This window comes from Ciceribacter sp. T2.26MG-112.2 (genome assembly GCF_900492205.1).
Lineage (GTDB): Bacteria > Pseudomonadota > Alphaproteobacteria > Rhizobiales > Rhizobiaceae > Allorhizobium > Allorhizobium naphthalenivorans_A.
Window position 1 is genome coordinate 58,109 of the sequence record NZ_UEYQ01000016.1, and the last position, 20,964, is coordinate 79,072.

The following is a 20,964-nucleotide window of genomic DNA, read 5'->3' on the forward strand; positions in this document are numbered from 1 at the left end:
CGATGAGCACGCTACAAGGCATCGATACGAATGTGCTGCTGCGTATCGTGGTCGGCGACAGCCCCGAGCAAATCGGGACGGTTGAGCGGCTGCTGGATCGGTTGGGCCATGGAGAGACCATTTTCGTCAACGTATCGGTCGTCCTGGAGGCAAGCTGGGTCCTGAAGCGGTTCTATCGCTTTCCGCGTGACCGTATCCTCGACTTTCTCCAGGCCCTGCTTGAGAGACGCGAATTCGAGATCGCCGACTACGAGGCCGTCGGAAATGCGTTGGATCTCTGCCGGCGCGAAAATGTAGACTTTGCCGATGCGCTTTTGGCCGAGATGAACCGGCTGGCCGGCTGCGCAACAACCTTCACCTTCGACAAACGCGCCGCCTCCCGCGTGCCCGGCATGGAATTTCTCGCATGAGCACCCCAAACCCCATCCTATCGCCGGACAAGCGAGGCGAAGACCTCGACACGGCGCTGCGCCCTCAGTCGCTCGACGAATTCACCGGTCAGGCGGAAGCCCGCGCCAACCTCAAGATCTTCATCGAGGCGGCGAAGAACCGGGGCGAGGCATTGGACCATGTGCTGTTCGTCGGCCCCCCGGGCCTTGGCAAGACGACGCTCGCTCAGATCATGGCGAAGGAACTCGGCGTCAACTTCCGCTCGACCTCCGGCCCGGTCATCGCCAAGGCCGGCGACCTTGCCGCCCTTTTGACCAATCTCGAGGAGCGCGACGTGCTCTTCATCGACGAAATCCACCGGCTGAACCCGGCGGTCGAGGAAATCCTCTATCCCGCCATGGAGGATTACCAGCTCGACCTGATCATCGGCGAAGGCCCGGCTGCCCGCTCGGTCAAGATCGACCTTTCCAAGTTCACCCTCGTCGCCGCCACCACCCGCCTGGGGCTTCTCACCACACCGCTGCGCGACCGTTTCGGCATTCCGGTCCGCCTCGCCTTCTATACCGTCGAGGAACTGGAACTGATCGTCAGGCGCGGTGCCCGGCTGATGGGCCTCGGCATGACCGACGAAGGCGCCCGCGAGATCGCCCGCCGCGCCCGCGGCACGCCACGCATCGCCGGCCGGCTGCTGCGCCGCGTGCGCGATTTCGCCGAGGTCGCCCGCGCCGAGGCCGTCACCCGCGAGATCGCCGACGAGGCGCTGACCCGGCTTCTCGTCGACAATATGGGTCTCGACCAGCTCGACAAGCGCTACCTCAACATGATCGCGATGAATTTCGGCGGCGGCCCGGTCGGCATCGAGACGATCGCGGCAGGGCTCTCCGAACCGCGCGACGCGATCGAGGACATCATCGAGCCCTACATGATCCAGCAGGGATTCATCCAGCGCACGCCGCGGGGACGCGTGCTGACCACCACGGCGTGGAAGCATCTGGGCCTCCAGCCGCCGAAGGATCTGGAGGCCGCCCAGTTCCGCCTGACGCTGGAAGACGATTGAACTCCGCTGCAAGCAGGTGCCGCGGGGACTGAACCATCAGGCCAGGGAGGCGACAGTCCATGACCGAGACCAGTGATGCCACGCGCGTCTTCCGCAAGCTCGCCCGCGCCAATGCGCTCGCCAATCTGCGCCTGCACAAGGCGGTGGCGCTTCTGCAGCCTGGCGAATTCGAGGCCCGTCGCACCAGTTTCTTCCCGTCGATCCGGGCGACGCTGAACCATATCCTCGTCGTCGACTGGTTCTATGTCGATGCCCTGGAGGGCGGCACGCTGGGGCCGAAGGCCTGGGAAAACGAGGAACCCTTTGCCGACCCGGCAGAACTGCGCACCGCGCAGGCCGACGTCGACCGCCGTCTTCTCACGCTCTGCGACCACCTGACACCCGGCGATCTTGCCCGCACCGTCGCGGTCCATCGCGGCAGCCGCATCCAGACCGACCGGCTCGACGACATCCTCAGCCACCTGTTCCAGCACCAGACCCACCATCGCGGCCAGGTCCATGCCATGCTCTCCGGCACAAGCGTGAAGCCGCCGCAGCTGGACGAATTCATTGTCGGCGACGACCGGGCCGCACGCGCCACCGAGATGGCCGAACTAGGATGGCGCGAAGCGGATCTGATGGGCTAAGGCTCAGCACCGCAAGCTGTCTGCGAAACTCCGAACTGTCGCTTCGAGCCGTTCTTTGCCACCCGGCATCCAGCCCAGCGCGCGGATCTTGTCCGTCGCCATCTCCGCCACGAGCGTCTTGTCTGCCGGCACCGGCAGCGGGTGCGGAGACCCGGTCGCCATCTTTAGGGTCGCGAGGATCTCATGCGTGTCGGTGACGACGTCCGAGACGTTGAACGCCTCGCCGCACACGCGCGCCGTATCGCCCTCCAGCATCAGTCGCACCGCTTGTCCGACGTCGCGGCCGTGCACTTCCGAGCCGGCACGCACCGGCACCGCCCTGCCCGAGAGGTAATTGGCGAACATATCGTCCCATTTGTTCGGCCGAAGATGCCCGTAGACGCCGGTCAACCGGAGGCTTGACCCGGCAAAGCCCGCGCCGGACATCTCCGCCAGCACCTGCTCGGCCAGCAACTTGACTTCGCCGTAAAGGCTTTCCGGATGCAGCTCCGCCGTCTCGACCAGAGGTTCCTCCGGCGCCATGCCGTCATAAACGGCCCGGCTCGACAGAAACACCACGCGCCGCACTCCGGCCCGCCGCGCGGCATCGAATAGCTTCACCGTCCCATCGAGATTCAGCCGGCGAAACCGCACCGGATCGTCGCCTTCCCCGCCCCGGTATTTCCCCGGCTCGTGGTCGAAGGCCGCGTGGACGAAGTGATAGGCGTCATCGAAAGCGTCGATCGGATCGTGTTCTGGATCGAGCGACAGCGGGCGAAACGCGACAGGCCGCGAGAAGTAACCCGCCGCAGGCGGCGACCGCCCGCCGACGATCACGTCATAGCCGCCGGAAAGCAGGGCTTCGACGACATAGCGGCCGACCAGCCCCTTGCCCCCGGAGACCAGGACCTTCATGCCGCAGCCGCCGGCGCCGGATTGGCCAGCGTCGCGGTGTCCGGAACGCCAACGCCGGAATAATAGGCATGCCACAGATCGATCAGCGGCCTGAGCAGCGTCGCCTTCGGATGGTCGGCCTCCCACGGCTTTTCATATTGGTAGTGCAGGACGCCGATCTCTTTCCAGTCCCACAGCTCCGGCAGGTTGAACCAGACATATTGCAGCATGTTCATGAACACCGGCAGGCCGTGCCAGTCGGAAAAGAAGGTTTCGAGAAATGTCTGGTCGGTGCGCCGCCAGAACACGTCCGGCTCGTCCAGTTGCTTGAGCATGGCGCCGAAGGTGGCAAGCGACGGCTTGGCGACGAACACGCCGGAGTTCAGCCGATGAAAATCGGCAAGGCTCTCGTATACATTCGGCGCGGCGGAGAATTCCGGGTAGTCGAACAGCTTGTCGATGTTCTTGAGCACGATCGCGTCCGCATCGATGAAGACGCAGGTCGCGTAGTCGATCAGTTGCCACAGTCTCAACTTGCAGAAATTGTCGAGCGGCGAGTGGAAGGACGGCTTGCGCCCCTTGGTGAAGGGCGCATTCGCATGCAGATTGCCGCGCCCGTGGCGCAGGTTGAACGCATGCGAGAGAGGCAGATGATCGACCTCCACCAGCCGGCAGCCGAGCGCTTCCAGCGGCTGGAGGGCGCTCGCCTCCACCCCGCCGGTGAAAAGCACGACGATATCGGCAGGGCTGCCGGTCAGCCGGATCGACCGTGCCAGCGCCACCGCGCCCATGGCATAGTCCGCATTAGTCACCAGGGTGACGAAGGCGTTGCGCGAACCGGCCGTGGTCTGCGGCCGGATGCCGCGCAGCATTTCCGTGCCCATCATCATGACACGGATTTCAGCTTCTTGCCTTCAGGGTCGCGGTTGATCGTCTTGGCGATGTCCTTGGTCCAGGCCGAGACGGCCGGCACGCGCGAACGATCGACGCGATAGGCGAACTTCTTGGCAACGTCGACGATCTCGTCGAGCAGGCCGCCCTTCAGCGTCGTCGGTTCGAGCCCGAGGCCGAGGAACTTCTCGTTCCTGACGATCAGGTCGTTCTCCGGGGCTTCCTTGCGCGGATTGGGCAGCCAGGCGATCTCGGCGCCGGTCATCTTCGAGATCATCTCGGCCAGATCGCGGACCCGGTGCGTTTCCGTCATCTGGTTGAAGATTTCCACGCGCGACCCGCGCGCCGGCGGATTGTTGAGCGCGATCTCGATGCAACGCACCGAATCCTGGATATGGATGAAGGCGCGCGTTTGTCCGCCGGTGCCGTGCACGGTCAGCGGATAACCGATCGCCGCCTGGATCAGGAAGCGATTGAGAACCGTGCCATAGTCGCCGTCATAGTCGAAACGGTTGACCAGCTGCGCGTGACGGCGCGTCTGTTCGGTGTGCGTCCCCCAGACTATGCCCTGATGCAGGTCGGTGATCCGCAGGCCGTCGTTCTTGGCGTAAAATTGGAACAGCAGCTGATCGAGGCACTTCGTCATGTGGTAGATCGAGCCGGGATTGCTCGGATAGAGGATTTCCTGGGATACCGTCTCGCCCTGCATCGTCTCGATGCCGACCGGCAGATAGCCTTCCGGAATCGCGGCTCCGACCGTCGAATAACCGTAGACGCCCATCGTGCCGAGATGGACGAGGTGCGAATCGAGGCTGAGTTCGGTCAGCGCGTTCAACAGATTGTGCGTGGCGCTCACATTGTTGTTGACCGTGTAGTTCTTGTGGCGGTCGCTCTTCATCGAATAGGGCGCGGCGCGCTGTTCGGCGAAATGGATGATCGCGTCCGGGCGCTCCTCCGCCAACCAGTTCTTCAGGAGTTCGTAGTCCTTGGCGAGATCGATCAGATGGAAATGGATGCGCCGGCCCGTTTCCGCGTGCCAGATGCGGGTGCGCTCCTGGATCGAATCCATCGGCGTCAGCGACTGCACGCCAAGTTCGGTATCGATCCAGCGGCGCGACAGGTTGTCGAGGATATGGACATCGTGACCGGCATCGGAGAGATGGAGGGAAGTCGGCCAGCCAACGAATCCGTCTCCGCCCATGACTGCAATCTTCATATGGTAGTCTCCTGTGCCGGTAAGGTCTGAAATCTGATAATGCCGATTTGTGACAGAACTACAATGGTCGCCGGATCGCTGCGCACGGACAGCCGGACAGATGCCGCCAGAACAAGGTAAGAGCATGAATCAAAAGACGATTTCTCTCTGTGGAGAACTGACGGAGGAGGGTCATCGCCTCACCCAGCGCGTCTATTATGAAGACACCGACTTCTCCGGTCTGGTCTATCACGCCCGCTATCTGCACTTCCTCGAGCGTGGCAGAACCGACTATCTGCGCTGTCTCGGTGTCGAACAGAGCGCGTTGATTGGCATGGACGAGGAAGGCCTCGTCTTCGTCGTCCACCGCATGGAAATCGACTTCAAGTCACCGGCCCGCATGGACGACGTCCTGGAGATCACGACGGCCACCACCAAGGCCGGCGGCGCCAAGATGGTGCTGGAACAGGAAATCCGCCGCGCAGGCGACCTGCTGATCGTCGCCAAGGTGGTCATAGCCGTGGTCAATCGCAACGGTCGTCCCCGCCGCCTCCCCGAAGGACTGGCCGCCCGTTTCCTCACCTGATCGAGCCCGCGCCGCCGGTCCGCGCTAACGGTCCCTTAACCATAATGATGTCTTACTGCCCGCGTGGAAATTTGTGCAACGCACGCCTTCCTTTGACCAAATTTGAGGGCAAGAAGGCAATCTGGGAGCTTGAAGCGGAATAAGGGCGTTCGGCAATGGCAACCGTACAATTCCGCAACAGAGCTTTTTCACCGCCCGGTCCTGTGCCGGGCGTTTGGATTTCGGGGATTTAAAAGCGATGGAAGAAGTAGGTTTGGCAGCGGCGACGCATGACGTGAGCCTTTGGGCCCTGTTCATGCAGGCAGGTTTTGTCGTCAAATTGGTCATGCTCGGACTGCTCGCCGCCTCGGTCTGGACCTGGGCGATCATCATCGACAAGTTCATGAGCTATTCGCGTGCCCGCCGCCAGTTCGACCAGTTCGAACAGGTTTTCTGGTCGGGTCAGTCGCTGGAAGAGCTTTACCGGACGCTGGCGGAACGCAGCAATACCGGGCTTGCCGCCATGTTCGTCGCCGCGATGCGCGAATGGAAGAAGAGTTTTGAGCGCGGCGCCCGTTCGCCGATTGGCCTGCAGATGCGTATTGACCGCGCCATGGACGTGACGCTGGCGCGCGAATCGGAAGGACTGGAAGCCCGGCTCACCTCGCTGGCGACCATCGGTTCTGCCGCCCCCTTCGTCGGGCTGTTCGGCACGGTCGTCGGTATCATGACCTCGTTCCAGGCCATCGCCGGCTCCAAGTCGACGAACCTGGCGGTCGTCGCCCCCGGTATCGCCGAGGCGCTGCTGGCCACCGCGATCGGCCTCGTCGCCGCTATCCCCGCCGTCATCGCCTACAACAAGTTTTCCGGCGAGGCAGGCAAGCTGACCGCCCGCATGGAAGGCTTTGCCGACGAGTTCTCCGCCATTCTTTCGCGCCAGATCGATGAGAAGCTGCAGCCTCGCCAGGCCGCGCAGTAATCGTCCGGACTAGGAGACGCACGCTATGGGTATGAATGTCGGATCGGGCGGTGGCGGCGGTGGCCGTCGTGGCGGAAGGCGCGGCGGCAAGAAGGCGCCGATGAGCGAGATCAACGTCACGCCGATGGTCGACGTCATGCTGGTGCTCCTGATCATCTTCATGGTCGCGGCACCGATGATGACGGTCGGCGTGCCGATCGACCTGCCGGAAACTCAGGCCAAGGCGATGAATTCCGAGACCCAGCCGATCACGATTTCGGTCAACCCGGCCGGCGAGATCTATCTCCAGGAGACGGCGATCCCCCTCGAGGACGTGGTTGCCAAGCTCGAGGCGATCGCCACCACCGGCTACAATGAGCGCATCTATGTGCGCGGCGACACCGCCGCAGCCTATGGCACCGTCATGCAGGTCATGGCCCGCATTTCCGCGGCCGGTTTCAAGAATATCGGCCTCGTGACCCTGCAAGAACAGGACAAGTGATCGGACGCGATGAGAGCTAGTCTCATTTCTTCGGCTGTGCTGCACGGGCTGGCGCTCACCTTCGCGCTGGTCAGCATCGGCGCGCCCGAATCCTTCGACGTCGCGGACGTCGAGGCGCTGCCGGTCGAGATCGTGCCCATCGAGGAGATCACCCAGATTCAGCAGGGCGACAAGTCCGCGCCGGTCGCAGAGAAATCGGCCCCCGTGCCGACCAAGAAGCCGACCTCCGTCGCGGATGCGCAGAATGTCGGCGAGAACAAGGTCGACCTGAAATCGGTGCCCAAACCGGCCGAAAAGCCGACCAATGCCGAATCATCGGCCGCCCCGGAAAAGGTCGAGAAGGTCCAGCCGACGCAGGACGATGTCACCAACGACATCAAGGACATCATCAAGGAAGAGACGGTCGCCGAAAAACCGGTCGAAGTGGCCAAGGCCGAACCGCCGAAGCCCGAACTGACGCCGGAACCGAAGCCCGAGCCGCCTGCCGAGCAAGCGCCGCCGGAAGAAGCGGCCGCCGAGGAAATCCCGCTGCCCGACAACGTGCCGGTCCCCTCCGCCAAGCCGAAGCCGGAAAAACCGAAGCCGGCCGAGGCGAAGCCCGCGGAGACCAAGCCGAGCCAGAGCGAGGCGGCCAAGGCCGAGAACAAGAAGAAGGACGTCAAGACCCAGGAGACGGCAAAGTCGAAATCCGCCAAGGAAAGCGATTTCAACGCCGACGAGGTCGCGGCCCTCCTGAACAAGAACGACCCGACCGCCGGCGGCGCCAAGGCATCGCCGGACAAGGCGGCCTTTGGCGGCAAGACCACCACCGGCGGCTCGAAGCTCAGCCAGAGCGAGATGGACGCGCTTCGCGGCCAGATCCAGAACAACTGGTCGGTCATTCCAGGGCTTGCCGATGCGGCCGACGTCCGTATCCGGGTGAAATTCCAGCTCGACGAATCCGGTCAGCTGATCGGCGAACCGGAAGTCAGCGCGACCGGCGGCACGCCGCAGACCCAACAGGTGCTGATGGGCGGCGCGCGCCGCGCCGTCCTGCGCTCCGCCCCCTTCAAGAACCTTCCCCAGGACAAATACGACGCCTGGTCGGAAGTGATCGTCAATTTCGACCCCAGCGAACTGATGTAAGAGCTGAAAGGCTTGGATCTTATGATGAAACTCAACCTTCTTCGAACCCTGATGGTGATTGTCGGCCTGGCCGGCGCTTTTGCCACCCCGGCGAGCGCCGTCGTCGAAATCAACATCAACAAGGGCAATGTCGAGCCGCTGCCGATCGCGATCACCGACTTCGTCTCGGCCGACGGCATCGGCGCGAAGATCGCCGCCGTCGTCGAGGCCGACCTCAAGCGCTCCGGCCTCTTCGCCCCGGTCAACCGCGCGGCCTTCATCGAAAAGATCACCAATCCCGACCAGGCTCCGCGCTTCGAGGACTGGAAGGTGGTCAACGCCCAGGCGCTCGTCGTCGGCCGGATCAGCAAGGAAGGCGACGGTCGTCTTCGCGCCGAGTTCCGCCTGTGGGACACCTTTGCCGGCCAGCAGATGACCGGCCAGCAGTTCTACACCCAGCCGGAGAACTGGCGGCGTGTCGCCCATATCATCGCCGATGCCATCTATGAGCGCATCACCGGCGAAAAGGGCTATTTCGACACCCGCATCGTCTTCGTCTCGGAAAGCGGCCCGAAGACCGACCGCAAGCGCCAGCTCGCCATCATGGACCAGGATGGGGAGAACGTCCGCATGCTGACCGGCTCCAAGGACATCGTTCTGACGCCGCGCTTCTCGCCGAGCCGCCAGGAAGTGACCTACATGTCGTTCGAGGGCCAGCAGCCCCGCGTCTACCTTCTCCAGCTGGAGACCGGGCAGCGCGAAGTGGTCGGCAACTTCCCCGGCATGACGTTTTCGCCGCGTTTCTCGCCCGACGGCCAGCGCGTCATCATGAGCCTGCAGCAGGACGGCAATGCCAACATCTACACCATGGACCTGCGCTCGCGCACCACGACGAGGCTCACCTCGACGGCTGCGATCGACACCTCGCCGTCCTATTCTCCGGACGGCGCCCGGATCGTCTTCGAATCCGACCGCGGCGGTCGCCAGCAGCTTTACGTGATGAACGCCGACGGCTCGGGCCAGCAGCGCATCTCGTTCGGCGACGGCTCCTACTCGACCCCCGTCTGGTCGCCGCGCGGCGACCTCATCGCCTTCACCAAGCAGTCGGGCGGCAAGTTCTCGATCGGCGTCATGAAGACCGACGGCTCGGGCGAGCGCATCCTCACCTCCGGCTTCCACAATGAGGGCCCGACCTGGGCGCCGAACGGCCGCGTGCTGATGTTCTTCCGCCAGACGGCCGGTGCCGGCGGTCCGCAGCTCTATTCGATCGACTTGACCGGATACAACGAACAGCTGGTCAAGACCCCGACCTACGCTTCCGATCCGGCCTGGTCGCCGCTCCTCGAATAGGCCGCATTCATGCCGCTTTCCTGCCGCAAGGTCCCGCAGAATGGCGCCTCGCGGCAGTGATTTGACACTTTCTTAACCATGTTCGTTGGATGCCGGTTAACCTCGAATGGTTAAAGTCCGGCAACCCTAACGGAAAGACATCAAGGAGACCGGCCATGAGCCGCATTCACACTCCGGCGAAGAGCCGCATGCAGCAGATCGCCAGCAACCCGGCCGTCATCGCCCTCGCCCTGACGCTGGCGCTTGCCGGCTGCGCCTCGAAGAAGAACCTGCCGAACAGCGCCTCCGACCTCGGCCTTGGCGCCGGTGCGGCAACGCCGGGCTCGACCCAGGACTTCACCGTCAATGTCGGCGACCGCATCTTCTTCGACACCGACTCGACCTCGATCCGCGCCGACGCCCAGCAGATCCTCGACCGTCAGGCCCAGTGGCTCGCCAAGTATCCGAACTATGCGATCACCGTCGAAGGCCATGCCGACGAGCGCGGCACGCGCGAATACAACCTGGCGCTGGGCGCACGCCGCGCCGCCGTCACCCGCGACTACCTCGCCTCACGCGGCGTTCCGGCCAGCCGCATGAAGACCATCTCCTACGGCAAGGAACGCCCGGTCGCCGTCTGCGACGACATTTCCTGCTGGTCGCAGAACCGCCGCGCGGTCACCGTTCTCGGCGGCGCCGGAATGTAACCCACGCCCCAAGCGGCAGAGTTGCGAAAAGGCGGCTTCCTCCGGGGAGCCGCCTTTTCTTTTCTCCACACTTTGGCCGAACTTCGGTTGCTTTTTACCGACAATTGGAAAGAATCTCCGGGTTGCGCCAAGCCCGGCGCGACGTGACATGAGAGACAGGAACCAGACATGAAAAGACTTGTCATGGCCGCATTGCTCGGAGCGGCGACTGTGGCCGGCCTGCCCGCAAGCGCCAGTTCGATGCAATTGCTTGCACCGCGCCCCGCGCCGCAAGCCGGGACTGCCGCCGACAACGGCCAGCATGCACCGGTGATCCTCGCCCAAAGCGCGGATCCGGCGATCCGCGTCCAGCAGTTGGAGGAGGAAATCCGCAACCTCAATGGCCGGATCGAGGAAATGAGCTTCCAGATCCTGCAGATGCAGGAGCAGATGCGCAAGACCCAGGAAGACAACGAGTTCCGCTTCCAGGATCTCGAGAAGGGTGGAGCCAGGAAGAGCGGCGCCCTCGACACGCCGGTCGACGGCGGCGGTCAATCCGATTCCGTTGCCGAAATCATTACCCAGGACCCGGCACCCGGCAGCAATGCCGGGTCCGACCCCCTGGCCCAGCCGGAACAGGTCCTCGGTTCGATCGAACTGGACTCTTCCGGCATGCCGCGTTCGGCGACGGTCAACCAGGATGCGATCGGCAACGGATCGACCGCCCTTCCCGGCGTCGAGACCGTCGCGCCGCCGACTTCCCCATCGAGCACCGCTTCGATCGGATCCGAAGGCGATCTCTATCAGGTGGCCTATGCGCATGTCCTTTCCGGTGATTACGCCATGGCCGAGAACGAGCTTGCCGATTTCATTTCCAGCTACCCCCAGAGCGCCAAGATCGCCGATGCCAATTTCTGGTTGGGCGAAGCGCAGTATTCGCAGGGCAAGTTCAACGAATCGGCAAAGACCTTCCTCAACGCCCACCAGGCCTACGGCTCCTCGCCCAAGGCACCGGAAATGCTCTTGAAGCTCGGCATGTCCCTTGCCGCCCTCGACAATACCGAGACCGCCTGCGCCACCCTGCGCGAAGTGACGAAGCGTTATCCCAAGGCATCGCGCGCCGTGGTCTCCAAGGTCGCCTCGGAGCAGAAGCGGCTTCGCTGCTGACCGGCTGCGGCGCTGCCGTGGACACGCCTTCTCCCGCCCCCCATGCATCCCCCGAACACGCCGCACGGCGGTTCTTGACTTCCATTCGCCATCCGACCCGCCTGCTCGTCGCCATCTCCGGCGGCAGCGATTCGACCGGCCTGTTGTTGGCCCTGAAGCGTGCGATTGCCGATTGTGGCGCGCCCCACAGCCTTGTCACAGCGACCGTCGACCATGCACTGCGCGCCGGCTCGTCCGACGAAGCCCAGGCTGTCGCTCGCCTCTGCGCGTCACTCGACATTCCCCACCGCATCCTGACGTGGCACGGAGAGAAGCCCCTGACCGGCATTTCCGCGACAGCCCGCGAGGCGCGCTATCGCTTGCTCGCCGACGCCGCCACGGCGCTTGGCGCAACCGCCATCGTCACCGGCCACACAGCCGACGATCAGGACGAAACGATCGCCATGCGCGCCGCCCGCGCCGACGAGGACAGCATCGGCCTGTCGGGCATGGCGAGCGCGACCCTCTACGACCGACGCATCTGGCTGCTGAGGCCCTTTCTCAAGGTGCGACGGGAGGCTATCCGCGACTATCTTTGCAATGCCGGCTTCGGCTGGATCGACGATCCGAGCAATGTCGACCGTCGCTATGAGCGCGTCCGTATCCGACAGGATCAGAGTTCAGCCTCGCTGCTGTCCACAGACGAAGCCGCCGTGCGACGGCGTCATTTATCAGAGGGCGCGGCGGATCTGATCGCAAGCAGCGCCACGCTTCATGCCGGCTGCCTCATCGCACTTTCGCCCGAGGCGCTCGGTGCCGATCCGGCAATTCTGCGCCATGCGCTTGCGACGCTCGTGGCGATCGCCGGCGGCAAGCCGCACCGGCCAGCTGGGGCCGCGATGGACAAACTGATGCGGCTGGTGGGTTCAGGATTGCCCGGCCGGACGACGCTGGCGCGCGCCCTCGTGCAGTGCCGGCGCGATGGCCTCTATATCATGCGCGAAGTCCGCGATGTTTTGCCGCGTCCGGTGCCGGCGCATACGACCCTCCTGTGGGATGGCCGATACCGCATCACCAACCCGACCGACAAGGCGTTGCAGGTCGCACCTCGCACGGACCTGCATCTGTCACCCGAAGCACACGTCTTGCCACCGGCAATGCTCTCCCACATGGCGAAGATTTCCCCGCAGATCCGGGCAGAATCGGCGTTTGCGCGCGTTAGCCAGGCCACTGCCGCGCATGCCAAGGTCGAGCCCGCCTTTCCGCTGTTTGACCGCTTCCTTGCCGAAACCGACCTCCCCCTCGCCGATGCGGTCGCAGGCCTGTTTGGAGGCAAGGCCTATTTGCCGCCCCCGACTTAAGCGGTTATTGACGGAAAACGCATTGCAAGCGCGGCTTTGCCTTGGCAATGCCCCAGTGCGATCCTATGTTAGTCGATAATCTGGCGGGCATTCAGCGCGCAACACATGTTCGGGGAGTTCTATGAACCCAAATTTTCGGAATTTCGCGCTCTGGGCGATCATAGCCCTTCTGCTGATTGCCTTGTTCAGCATGTTCCAGACGTCGCCGTCGCAAACCAGTTCGCGCGAAATACCCTATTCGCAATTTCTCCGCGAAGTGGATGCCGGCCGGGTCCGTGACGTGACCGTCACAGGAAACCGCGTGCTCGGCACCTATGTCGAGAACGGCACGGCATTCCAGACCTATTCGCCGGTCGTCGATGGCAGCCTCCTGCAGAAGCTGCAAGACAAGAACGTGATGATCGTCGCGCGCCCCGAAACCGACGGCTCGTCCGGCTTCCTGAGCTATATCGGCACTCTTCTGCCCATGCTCTTGATCCTCGGCGTCTGGCTGTTCTTCATGCGCCAGATGCAGGGCGGCGGCCGCGGCGGCGCCATGGGCTTCGGCAAGTCGAAGGCCAAGCTGCTGACCGAGGCGCATGGCCGCGTGACGTTTGAGGACGTCGCAGGTGTCGACGAAGCCAAGCAGGACCTCGAGGAAATCGTCGAATTCCTCCGTGATCCGCAGAAGTTCCAGCGCCTCGGCGGCAAGATCCCCCGCGGCGTGCTGCTGGTCGGTCCTCCGGGCACCGGCAAGACGCTGCTCGCCCGCTCGGTTGCCGGCGAAGCCAACGTGCCCTTCTTCACCATTTCCGGTTCGGACTTCGTCGAAATGTTCGTCGGCGTCGGCGCATCCCGTGTCCGCGACATGTTCGAGCAGGCCAAGAAGAACGCGCCCTGCATCATCTTCATCGACGAAATCGACGCCGTCGGCCGCCATCGTGGCGCAGGCCTTGGCGGCGGCAACGACGAGCGCGAACAGACGCTGAACCAGCTGCTGGTCGAGATGGACGGCTTCGAAGCCAATGAGGGTGTCATCCTGATCGCAGCGACCAACCGTCCCGACGTTCTCGACCCGGCGCTGATGCGTCCCGGCCGTTTCGACCGCCAGGTCGTCGTGCCGAACCCCGACATTGTCGGCCGCGAACGCATCCTCAAGGTCCATGCACGCAACGTACCGCTCGCTCCGAACGTCGACCTCAAGGTTCTCGCCCGCGGCACGCCGGGCTTCTCCGGCGCCGACCTGATGAACCTCGTCAACGAAGCCGCCCTCATGGCCGCCCGCCGCAACAAGCGCGTTGTCACAATGGCCGAATTCGAAGACGCAAAGGACAAGATCATGATGGGTGCGGAACGCCGCTCCTCCGCCATGACCGAAGCCGAAAAGAAGCTGACCGCCTATCACGAAGCCGGCCATGCGATCACCGCGCTCAACGTTCCGGTCGCCGACCCGCTGCACAAGGCGACCATCATCCCGCGCGGCCGTGCGCTCGGCATGGTCATGCAGTTGCCCGAGGGCGACCGCTACTCGATGAGCTACAAGTGGATGGTCTCGCGCCTCATCATCATGATGGGCGGCCGCGTTGCCGAAGAATTGACCTTCGGCAAGGAAAACATCACGTCGGGCGCATCCTCCGACATCGAGCAGGCGACCAAGCTCGCCCGCGCCATGGTCACGCAGTGGGGCTTCTCGGACGTGCTCGGCCAGGTCGCCTACGGCGAGAACCAGCAGGAAGTCTTCCTCGGCCATTCGGTTTCGCAGACCAAGAACGTCTCGGAATCGACCGCGCAGAAGATCGACACCGAAGTGCGCCGCCTGATCGACGAGGCCTATACCGAGGCTCGCCGTATCCTGACCGAAAAGCACGACGACTTCGTCACCATGGCCGAAGGCCTCTTGGAATACGAAACCTTGTCGGGCGATGAGATCAAGGCGCTGTTGCGCGGCGAAAAGCCGGCCCGTGACCTCGGCGACGACACCCCGTCGGGACGCGGCTCTGCGGTTCCTTCGACCGGTTCCAAGAAGGACGCGCCGAAGGGCGGCGAGCCGGAAGGCGGCCTCGAGCCCCAGCCGCATTAAGCTTGCCAACCAAAAAACACGAAGGCCACCCCTCGACGTCGGCGGGTGGCCTTTTTCTTTTCGCTCACAAGATGTATGCGCTGTTGACGCTAATTTACGTGCCCTTCGTCCCGTTTTGTGGCAAGAGCACGCGCATTGCAGTATTGCCGGCCACTTGGCCGGCTCGGGAATCCAGCGCCTTTCGCCCGCGCCTATCGGCACCGGCTCGATCCTTGCAGGAGAACAGATGACTCGTCGCTATTTCGGTACGGACGGCATTCGTGGTCAGTCCAACCAGTTTCCGATGACCCCCGATCTCGCCATGCGCGTCGGCATTGCCGTCGGCACGATCTTCCGCCGCGGCCACCATCGCCACCGGGTGGTGATCGGCAAGGACACCCGTCTTTCTGGTTACATGCTGGAGAACGCGCTGGTCGCCGGCTTCACCGCCGCCGGTCTCGACGTCTTCCTGCTCGGCCCGATCCCGACGCCCGCCGTCGCCATGCTGACGCGCTCGCTGCGTGCCGATATCGGCGTGATGATTTCCGCCTCGCACAATCCCTTCGCCGACAACGGCATCAAGCTGTTCGGCCCGGACGGCTACAAGCTCTCCGACGAGATCGAGCACCAGATCGAGGCCCTGCTGGAAGACGACATCTACGCGCAGCTGGCACCCGCCCATGAGATCGGCCGGGCCAAGCGCGTCGAGGGCGACATCTACCGCTATATCGAATTCGTCAAGCGCACGCTGCCGCGCGACGTCACGCTGCATGGCCTCAGGGTCGCGATCGACTGCGCCAACGGTGCTGCCTACAAGGTGGCGCCGGCCGCTCTCTGGGAGCTCGGCGCCGAGGTGGTGACCATCGGCAATGCGCCGAACGGTACCAACATCAACCTCGATTGCGGCTCGACCCATCCGGCCGCCCTGCAACAGAAGGTCCACGAGGTGCGCGCCGACATCGGCATCGCGCTCGACGGCGATGCCGACCGCGTCATCATCGTCGACGAGAACGGCAAGATCGTCGACGGCGACCAGCTGATGGCGGCAATTGCCGAGACCTGGGCGCAGGACCAGACCCTCAGGGGCGACGGCATCGTCGCCACCGTCATGTCGAATCTCGGTCTCGAACGCTTCCTCTCGGGCAAGGGCCTCACACTCGCCCGCACCAAGGTCGGCGACCGCTATGTCGTCGAGCACATGCGCCAGCACAATTTCAACGTCGGCGGCGAGCAGTCGGGCCATATCGTACTGTCCGATTTCGGCACCACCGGCGACGGCCTGGTCGCCGCGTTGCAGATCCTCGCCTGCGTCAAGCGCACCGGCAAGACCGTGAGCGAAATCTGCCACCGCTTCGAACCCGTGCCGCAGCTCCTGCGCAATGTCCGCTTCTCCGGCGGCAAGCCGCTGGAGGATGCAACCGTCAAGCAGGCGATCGCCGACGCGGAGAGCGAACTGTCGAAAAACGGCCGTCTGGTCATCCGCCCGTCTGGAACAGAACCGCTGATCCGCGTCATGGCGGAGGGCGACGACCACGAACAGGTCGAGCGCATCGTCAACGGGCTGGTAAGCGTGATCGCAAGCGTGCGGAGTGCCGCCGCCTGAGGGCGCCGATTTGCGGAACTGAGACTAATTCGTGAAGATGTCAGACCATGACCAACGGAAGGACGGTCGAAATTGGAGCACATTCTTCCCGCAGAGGTATGGTTCCCGGTGGTTACTCTGATCATAGGGGTAGTTCTTAAAGGATTCTACGACTCTTTAGCCGACCGGCGCATCGCTAGACGCGAGAGAGACGCCCGTATCGAGACGCGACGCGATGCACGGTTGCTTCGGAGGGCAGAATTTCAGCGCGAAACAATCTTGGCGCTTCAAGAACAGTTAGCAAAACTAACGCGCGCAACTGGCAAAATGCACCATGCGGATATCATGGAGTTCCGCAAGACTAGAGTGTGGGGAAAAGGCCAGTTTCCTGACGACGCAAACAACAATGCGTTCGAAGCAACCACGCAAATCTCGGTTCTGCGCGTCAGAATAGATGACGATGGAGTCCGAGACACCGCGAGCAAGTTTACTAGCGCTTGCGCATCCGTTGCACTAGCTCGTAGCGAAGACGAAGCAGAGGCCCGGCTTAGGTTCGCAATCGGGATGTTGGAGGAATTGAGCGAACAGATTGGCGAGGTGCTACGCAATCTGGAACGAATTGAAGAAGACGGTCTAGCAGTCTAGAAAATCAAGGTTCGCCGAGCGGCCTGCCCCGACTGACACAATGCCGTTTGGGATCTGGCGATATAAGCCAGATCCCACTATGCTCAACAACTAATTCTATCAGGCCGACAGCTTGGCCATGACTTCGTCCGACACTTCGAAGTTCGAATAGACGTTCTGCACGTCGTCGTCGTCTTCCAGCGTGCCGATCAGCTTCATCAGCGACTGCGCCTTTTCCTCGTCGACCTCGATCGTGTTCTGCGGCTTCCAGATCGCCTTGACGCTTTCCGCCGCACCGAGCACGTCTTCGAGCGCCTTCGACACTTCGTTCATGTCCTCGAAGGCGCAGTAGATCGTATGGCCGTCTTCGTCCGACACGACGTCTTCGGCGCCGGCCTCGATCGCCGCTTCCATGACCTTGTCGGCATCGCCGACGGAAGCCTTGTAGGTGATCTCGCCGACATGGTCGAAGGAGAAGGACACCGAGCCGGTTTCGCCGAGCGCGCCGCCGGCCTTGGTGAAGGTCGAACGAACGGTGGATGCGGTGCGATTGCGGTTGTCGGTCAGCGTCTCGACGATGACGGCGATGCCGCCCGGACCGTAGCCCTCGTAGCGAATCGCGTCATAGCTCTCGGCGTCAGCGCCCGAGGCCTTCTTGATCGCACGGTCGATATTGTCCTTCGGCATCGACTGCGCCTTGGCGTTCTGCACGGCCAGGCGAAGGGCGGCGTTCATAGTCGGGTCGGGCAGGCCCATCTTCGCCGCCACCGTGATTTCGCGCGCGAGCTTGGAAAACATCTTGGAACGGATGCCGTCCTGTTTTCCCTTGCGGTGCATGATGTTTTTAAACTGTGAATGGCCAGCCATGGCACCCCTGATCAGGTCTATTTGTGAGGAATGGCGCCTTATACGAGCGAAATCGGCCCTGTTCAAGGGGAACTGCACGATTCGCCGACCCGCCGCCTTCGGCCCGTCAATCCACACCGCCAGCGCTTTCGCGGGAACAAGAACACCGGCCGGCCCGTTCCCTTGCCGAAACCCACCAACAACAGGAGATGGTTCATGGCAAGCTTCAGCGAAGCGCGCGAAACCCCGGTCGAGCAGCTGTGGGAGGAGATCGACGACATCCATGCCGGAATGCTCGGGCTCGAAGGCGGCCACATGAACATGCAGCCGATGGCGCCTTTCGCCGATCCGAAGACCAATACAATCTGGTTCTTCACCAAGACGGATTCGCATCTCGTGCAGGCGCTGAAGCCCGGCAGCCGCGCGCATTTCTGCGTCGTCGGCAAGGACCACGACTATCATGCCTGCCTCGGCGGCGTGATCACCGAGCGTAAGGATCCGGCCAAGATCGACGAATACTGGAGCTCGATCGTCGAGGCGTGGTATGACGGCGGCAAGGCCGACCCCAAGCTTACCATGCTGGCCCTCAAGCTCGACGACGGCGAGATCTGGGCATCGACCGGCAATCCCCTGAAGTTCGGCTGGGAGATCGCCAAGGCGAACCTCAGCGACGACAAGCAGCCTGACATCGGCGTCCACCGCCGCGTCTCCTTCGCCTGATTTCGAGCCCTACCGAAGGATGAACGCCCGGCCATTGAGCCGGGCGTTTGCCTTGACATCAGGCGGCGGAGGTGATGAGCCGCCGGCCAAGCATGTCGCAAAGCCCGCGTTCCTCGGCAGTGAACTCGGTTCCCGTGATCGCTCCGAATGCCCTCGCCGCCTCCTGGCTGCGGGCATGGGCATCGCCAAGGGCGTCTGGGCCTGTGAGCCTGAATGAGACGGCCGACAGCGGCCCAAACAGAAGTGCCCGCTCCAGATCCGGCCATTCGCCCGGGTTCGGCTCGACGCCGGCATGACCAGCGAACATCAGCGCTGCCGCGTTCATCGGCATGCTCGCCGGGCCGGCCCGCATCGCCCTGCTGCGCGCCACACCGGCGTGCATTTCCGCCTGCGACGGCATCGGCCGCAGACCGGCGAAGCAATAGCTGATCCACCGCGCCTGAAGTTCGAGCACGGGAAGATAGGGTCCGACGAGATCGTACAGCCCCAGAAAGGCCAGCCCCGGCAGATTCGGATGGAAGCTGTGTTCGTGCAGATCGAGATGGCTGTCGTCCAGATCGACCGCCTTGGCGATGTCGGCACCGAGCCACGGCAGCGAGAGGCGGTAACCGGTACCGAAGACGATGCCGTCCGCATCGAAGGCCGAACCGTCGTCGAACAGAACCCTGCTACCCTCGATTCTGCGGATCCAGGGCGCGACGGTGATACGGCCCTCGGCGACCGCCGGGAGGAAATGGTGCGACTGGGTAATGCCGGCAGCGAAGATATTCTCGTCCGGGGCCGGCGCGCCGAACTGTGCCGGATTCCCGGCGACGCTCAGGACCTTCGCCTTCAAACCGGCTGCCAGCGCCTCCGGCGGGGCAACGGCCCCCAGAAGCGCCGAAGCGCGATTGAACATCACATGTTCGGTCGGCACGCCGGCGATCAGCTTCGGCAGTACGTAGCGTTGCCGCCGATTGCAGACCACGACCCTTGCGGCACCGCCATAGGCAAGTTCGGAAGCGATCTCCAGCGCACTGATCGAACAGCCGGCGACCAGGACAATGCGGCCGCGATAGCGTTCGACGCCGTTGTACTGGGCCGCATGTACCGCGCCGAGGTTGCCGCCGAAACGGTCGAGCCCGGCGACCTCGGGGATCTGCGGCGAACGGTGGCGACCGCTGGCGACGATCACCCGCTTGAACACGTCCTGGCGGACGCGGCCGCCGGCGACGGAACGCACCAGCCAGCCGCCGCCCGACGCACGGTCCAGCGCTTCGACGCGGGTGGAGAGCCGCAGATGCGGCAGCAGGCCGGCGGTGAAGGCATAGCGCTCCAGATAGTCGAGCATGTCCTCCTGGCTGACATAGGTCGGCGTGCCCGGCGCATGGTCGAGATCGGAGAAAGCGGTCATCACCCGACTGGTATTGGTGCGCATGCCGGGCCAGGTGGCGCTCGACGCCGAGGCCGAGTTCCACTGCCCCCCGACCCGTGCGGCCGCCTCGAAGATCACCGGCTCGAAGCCGTGGGCGCGCAGCCATCGGCCCGCGGCAAGTCCCCCGGGCCCCGCCCCGATGATGGCGACCGCATTCTCCGGCATGGTGTTTGTCAGTTCCTGTTGCATGAATGTGCTCCCTGGTCTGTGATGGAGCGTGGCTATAGGCGCATCCGCCAAGGTCGTTTCCTAAAAGCTTCCTAAGAGGCGGATCGCTTATCCTAAAAGCTGCATAACTGCTGTAAGGATCGGTCCTCACGGAGAACATCATGCTGGACTCGGAGCTTGCGGCTTTCATCGAGAGCCCTGTCATGCAGATTGTCGGGACGGCCGACGCCGCCCGACGGCCCGGGATCGCGCGCGGCGTCGGCGCCTGGTGCACCGGCCGGGACACCGTCGATCTCGTCCTTTCGGCCTGGCAATGGCCGCAGACCATCGCCAATATCGAGGAGAACGGCCGTATCGCAGTGACCTTCTCCCGCCCTTCCGACTACGTCACCTACCAGATCAAGGGGACGGCAAGCCTCAGGCCCGCCAGCCCGGCGGAAATCGAGCGATCCGCGGGCTACACGGTCTCGATCGTATCGACGCTGATGCGCAACGGTCTCCTGCCGGAGATCATCGCCCCGTGGCTCACCACCCGCGATGCCGTGGTGGCCACCATCAGGATATCGTCGGTCTATGTGCAGACGCCCGGGGCGCAGGCCGGCACGAAGCGCGCGAGCATTGGCCGATGACGTGGTCGCTCGTCGAACTCGAAGCCTGTTTCGAAGGCGTCATCCCGTCGATCATCGCGACGGCCGATGCCGACGGCCTTGTAAGCGGGGCTGATTGGGTGGCAGTGCCCGAAAACAGGACCATCCGTCGGCATCTGGTTGTCTGCCAAATTGGCGTTTGGCATGGTGGTATTGACGGTCAACAGGGGAGTGGGGCGGAGCAAATGCGGCAGATCGATATCGACAGCCTGGACGAGGCAACCCTCATCGAACTCAAAGAG

22 protein-coding genes are annotated in these 20,964 nt (G+C 63.5%); 17 read left to right on the forward strand and 5 right to left on the reverse strand.

Translation table 11 applies throughout. The annotated features are described in order from the left end of the window. The first annotated feature begins 2 nt into the window (after window positions 1–2). The 3 genes from DYZ14_RS18280 to DYZ14_RS18290 are packed head-to-tail and all read left to right on the forward strand — an operon-like array spanning window position 3 to window position 2,073. The gene (locus DYZ14_RS18280; RefSeq protein WP_154722017.1) at window positions 3–410 is read left to right on the forward strand and encodes a PIN domain-containing protein; all 408 of its coding nucleotides are present in this window, start codon (window positions 3–5) and stop codon (window positions 408–410) included. Further along, window positions 407–1,447, forward strand: coding sequence for a Holliday junction branch migration DNA helicase RuvB (ruvB, locus tag DYZ14_RS18285; protein ID WP_154722018.1), 1,041 nt, complete (start codon window positions 407–409; stop codon window positions 1,445–1,447). Before DYZ14_RS18280 ends, ruvB begins: the two co-directional genes overlap by 4 nt. A gap of 59 nt (window positions 1,448–1,506) precedes the next feature. Beyond that, window positions 1,507–2,073, forward strand: coding sequence for a DinB family protein (locus DYZ14_RS18290; protein ID WP_154722019.1), 567 nt, complete (start codon window positions 1,507–1,509; stop codon window positions 2,071–2,073). Between the two features lie 3 nt (window positions 2,074–2,076). Here DYZ14_RS18290 and DYZ14_RS18295 read toward each other — a convergent pair whose 3' ends face one another. From DYZ14_RS18295 to DYZ14_RS18305, 3 genes are read right to left on the reverse strand one after another with little or no spacing between them, the layout of a single operon-like run. Beyond that, a complete protein-coding gene (locus tag DYZ14_RS18295; RefSeq protein WP_154722020.1) occupies window positions 2,077–2,967 on the reverse strand; it encodes an NAD-dependent epimerase/dehydratase family protein in 891 nt (296 codons plus the stop codon). Continuing rightward, on the reverse strand, window positions 2,964–3,836 hold the full coding sequence (locus DYZ14_RS18300) for a glycosyltransferase (protein ID WP_154722021.1): 873 nt from the start codon (window positions 3,834–3,836) through the stop codon (window positions 2,964–2,966). The genes DYZ14_RS18295 and DYZ14_RS18300 overlap by 4 nt, the downstream gene beginning before the upstream one ends. Beyond that, complete coding sequence (locus DYZ14_RS18305) at window positions 3,833–5,053, reverse strand: NAD-dependent epimerase/dehydratase family protein (RefSeq protein ID WP_154722022.1); 1,221 nt, start codon at window positions 5,051–5,053, stop codon at window positions 3,833–3,835. Before DYZ14_RS18305 ends, DYZ14_RS18300 begins: the two co-directional genes overlap by 4 nt. A 124-nt stretch (window positions 5,054–5,177) precedes the next feature. On the opposite strand from DYZ14_RS18305, the gene ybgC reads away from it, so the two are divergent. The 11 genes from ybgC to DYZ14_RS18360 all read left to right on the forward strand — a co-directional run bounded on the left by ybgC (window position 5,178) and on the right by DYZ14_RS18360 (window position 16,948). Continuing rightward, window positions 5,178–5,618 (forward strand): tol-pal system-associated acyl-CoA thioesterase, encoded by a 441-nt coding sequence (ybgC, locus tag DYZ14_RS18310; protein ID WP_154722023.1) that lies wholly within the window; start codon window positions 5,178–5,180, stop codon window positions 5,616–5,618. A 238-nt stretch (window positions 5,619–5,856) separates the two neighbouring features. After that, on the forward strand, window positions 5,857–6,576 hold the full coding sequence (tolQ, locus tag DYZ14_RS18315) for a protein TolQ (RefSeq protein ID WP_115669667.1): 720 nt from the start codon (window positions 5,857–5,859) through the stop codon (window positions 6,574–6,576). A gap of 25 nt (window positions 6,577–6,601) precedes the next feature. Beyond that, window positions 6,602–7,057 (forward strand): protein TolR, encoded by a 456-nt coding sequence (tolR, locus tag DYZ14_RS18320; RefSeq protein ID WP_154722024.1) that lies wholly within the window; start codon window positions 6,602–6,604, stop codon window positions 7,055–7,057. Between the two features lie 9 nt (window positions 7,058–7,066). Next, a complete protein-coding gene (locus tag DYZ14_RS18325; RefSeq protein WP_154722025.1) occupies window positions 7,067–8,182 on the forward strand; it encodes a hypothetical protein in 1,116 nt (371 codons plus the stop codon). A 21-nt stretch (window positions 8,183–8,203) separates the two neighbouring features. After that, entirely contained in the window at window positions 8,204–9,511 is a 1,308-nt protein-coding gene (gene tolB / locus DYZ14_RS18330; protein WP_154722026.1) for a Tol-Pal system beta propeller repeat protein TolB, read from the forward strand. 155 nt (window positions 9,512–9,666) lie between these two features. After that, the gene (pal, locus tag DYZ14_RS18335; RefSeq protein ID WP_115669671.1) at window positions 9,667–10,197 is read left to right on the forward strand and encodes a peptidoglycan-associated lipoprotein Pal; all 531 of its coding nucleotides are present in this window, start codon (window positions 9,667–9,669) and stop codon (window positions 10,195–10,197) included. Between the two features lie 168 nt (window positions 10,198–10,365). Then, on the forward strand, window positions 10,366–11,343 hold the full coding sequence (ybgF, locus tag DYZ14_RS18340) for a tol-pal system protein YbgF (protein ID WP_154722027.1): 978 nt from the start codon (window positions 10,366–10,368) through the stop codon (window positions 11,341–11,343). A gap of 74 nt (window positions 11,344–11,417) precedes the next feature. Continuing rightward, window positions 11,418–12,683: a tRNA lysidine(34) synthetase TilS gene (gene tilS, locus DYZ14_RS18345; protein ID WP_195950016.1), complete on the forward strand. Its 1,266-nt coding sequence runs from the start codon at window positions 11,418–11,420 to the stop codon at window positions 12,681–12,683. A 121-nt stretch (window positions 12,684–12,804) separates the two neighbouring features. After that, a complete protein-coding gene (gene ftsH / locus DYZ14_RS18350) occupies window positions 12,805–14,742 on the forward strand; it encodes an ATP-dependent zinc metalloprotease FtsH (protein WP_154722029.1) in 1,938 nt (645 codons plus the stop codon). A gap of 226 nt (window positions 14,743–14,968) precedes the next feature. Then, a complete protein-coding gene (gene glmM / locus DYZ14_RS18355) occupies window positions 14,969–16,324 on the forward strand; it encodes a phosphoglucosamine mutase (RefSeq protein WP_154722030.1) in 1,356 nt (451 codons plus the stop codon). 72 nt (window positions 16,325–16,396) lie between these two features. After that, complete coding sequence (locus DYZ14_RS18360; protein ID WP_154722031.1) at window positions 16,397–16,948, forward strand: hypothetical protein; 552 nt, start codon at window positions 16,397–16,399, stop codon at window positions 16,946–16,948. 99 nt (window positions 16,949–17,047) lie between these two features. Here DYZ14_RS18360 and DYZ14_RS18365 read toward each other — a convergent pair whose 3' ends face one another. Further along, window positions 17,048–17,794, reverse strand: a complete 747-nt coding sequence (locus tag DYZ14_RS18365) for a YebC/PmpR family DNA-binding transcriptional regulator (RefSeq protein WP_154722032.1) — start codon at window positions 17,792–17,794, stop codon at window positions 17,048–17,050. A 195-nt stretch (window positions 17,795–17,989) separates the two neighbouring features. On the opposite strand from DYZ14_RS18365, the gene DYZ14_RS18370 reads away from it, so the two are divergent. Beyond that, complete coding sequence (locus DYZ14_RS18370; protein WP_154722033.1) at window positions 17,990–18,493, forward strand: pyridoxamine 5'-phosphate oxidase family protein; 504 nt, start codon at window positions 17,990–17,992, stop codon at window positions 18,491–18,493. Between the two features lie 58 nt (window positions 18,494–18,551). On the opposite strand, the gene DYZ14_RS18375 is transcribed toward DYZ14_RS18370, so the two are convergent. Beyond that, window positions 18,552–20,096 (reverse strand): flavin-containing monooxygenase, encoded by a 1,545-nt coding sequence (locus DYZ14_RS18375; protein WP_210209305.1) that lies wholly within the window; start codon window positions 20,094–20,096, stop codon window positions 18,552–18,554. Between the two features lie 140 nt (window positions 20,097–20,236). Here DYZ14_RS18375 and DYZ14_RS18380 point away from each other — a divergent pair, with 140 nt between their 5' ends. Continuing rightward, on the forward strand, window positions 20,237–20,704 hold the full coding sequence (locus tag DYZ14_RS18380) for a pyridoxamine 5'-phosphate oxidase family protein (RefSeq protein ID WP_232365583.1): 468 nt from the start codon (window positions 20,237–20,239) through the stop codon (window positions 20,702–20,704). Next, window positions 20,701–20,964 (forward strand): hypothetical protein (locus tag DYZ14_RS18385; RefSeq protein ID WP_154722034.1); only part of this gene is annotated, 264 nt, incomplete at its 3' end. The genes DYZ14_RS18380 and DYZ14_RS18385, both read left to right, overlap by 4 nt.

Coding starts and splice junctions, on each gene's coding strand:
- DYZ14_RS18305 (WP_154722022.1), bottom strand. CDS start 5,053: ATGAAGATTGCAGTCATGGGCGGAGACGGATTCGTTGGCTGGCCGACT.
- DYZ14_RS18280 (WP_154722017.1), top strand. CDS start 3: ATGAGCACGCTACAAGGCATCGATACGAATGTGCTGCTGCGTATCGTG.
- ruvB (WP_154722018.1), top strand. CDS start 407: ATGAGCACCCCAAACCCCATCCTATCGCCGGACAAGCGAGGCGAAGAC.
- DYZ14_RS18380 (WP_232365583.1), top strand. CDS start 20,237: ATGCTGGACTCGGAGCTTGCGGCTTTCATCGAGAGCCCTGTCATGCAG.
- pal (WP_115669671.1), top strand. CDS start 9,667: ATGAGCCGCATTCACACTCCGGCGAAGAGCCGCATGCAGCAGATCGCC.
- ftsH (WP_154722029.1), top strand. CDS start 12,805: ATGAACCCAAATTTTCGGAATTTCGCGCTCTGGGCGATCATAGCCCTT.
- DYZ14_RS18295 (WP_154722020.1), bottom strand. CDS start 2,967: ATGAAGGTCCTGGTCTCCGGGGGCAAGGGGCTGGTCGGCCGCTATGTC.
- ybgC (WP_154722023.1), top strand. CDS start 5,178: ATGAATCAAAAGACGATTTCTCTCTGTGGAGAACTGACGGAGGAGGGT.
- tolR (WP_154722024.1), top strand. CDS start 6,602: ATGGGTATGAATGTCGGATCGGGCGGTGGCGGCGGTGGCCGTCGTGGC.
- tolQ (WP_115669667.1), top strand. CDS start 5,857: ATGGAAGAAGTAGGTTTGGCAGCGGCGACGCATGACGTGAGCCTTTGG.
- DYZ14_RS18375 (WP_210209305.1), bottom strand. CDS start 20,096: ATGCAACAGGAACTGACAAACACCATGCCGGAGAATGCGGTCGCCATC.
- DYZ14_RS18365 (WP_154722032.1), bottom strand. CDS start 17,794: ATGGCTGGCCATTCACAGTTTAAAAACATCATGCACCGCAAGGGAAAA.
- DYZ14_RS18290 (WP_154722019.1), top strand. CDS start 1,507: ATGACCGAGACCAGTGATGCCACGCGCGTCTTCCGCAAGCTCGCCCGC.
- glmM (WP_154722030.1), top strand. CDS start 14,969: ATGACTCGTCGCTATTTCGGTACGGACGGCATTCGTGGTCAGTCCAAC.
- DYZ14_RS18325 (WP_154722025.1), top strand. CDS start 7,067: ATGAGAGCTAGTCTCATTTCTTCGGCTGTGCTGCACGGGCTGGCGCTC.
- DYZ14_RS18300 (WP_154722021.1), bottom strand. CDS start 3,836: ATGATGATGGGCACGGAAATGCTGCGCGGCATCCGGCCGCAGACCACG.
- ybgF (WP_154722027.1), top strand. CDS start 10,366: ATGAAAAGACTTGTCATGGCCGCATTGCTCGGAGCGGCGACTGTGGCC.
- tolB (WP_154722026.1), top strand. CDS start 8,204: ATGATGAAACTCAACCTTCTTCGAACCCTGATGGTGATTGTCGGCCTG.
- DYZ14_RS18370 (WP_154722033.1), top strand. CDS start 17,990: ATGGCAAGCTTCAGCGAAGCGCGCGAAACCCCGGTCGAGCAGCTGTGG.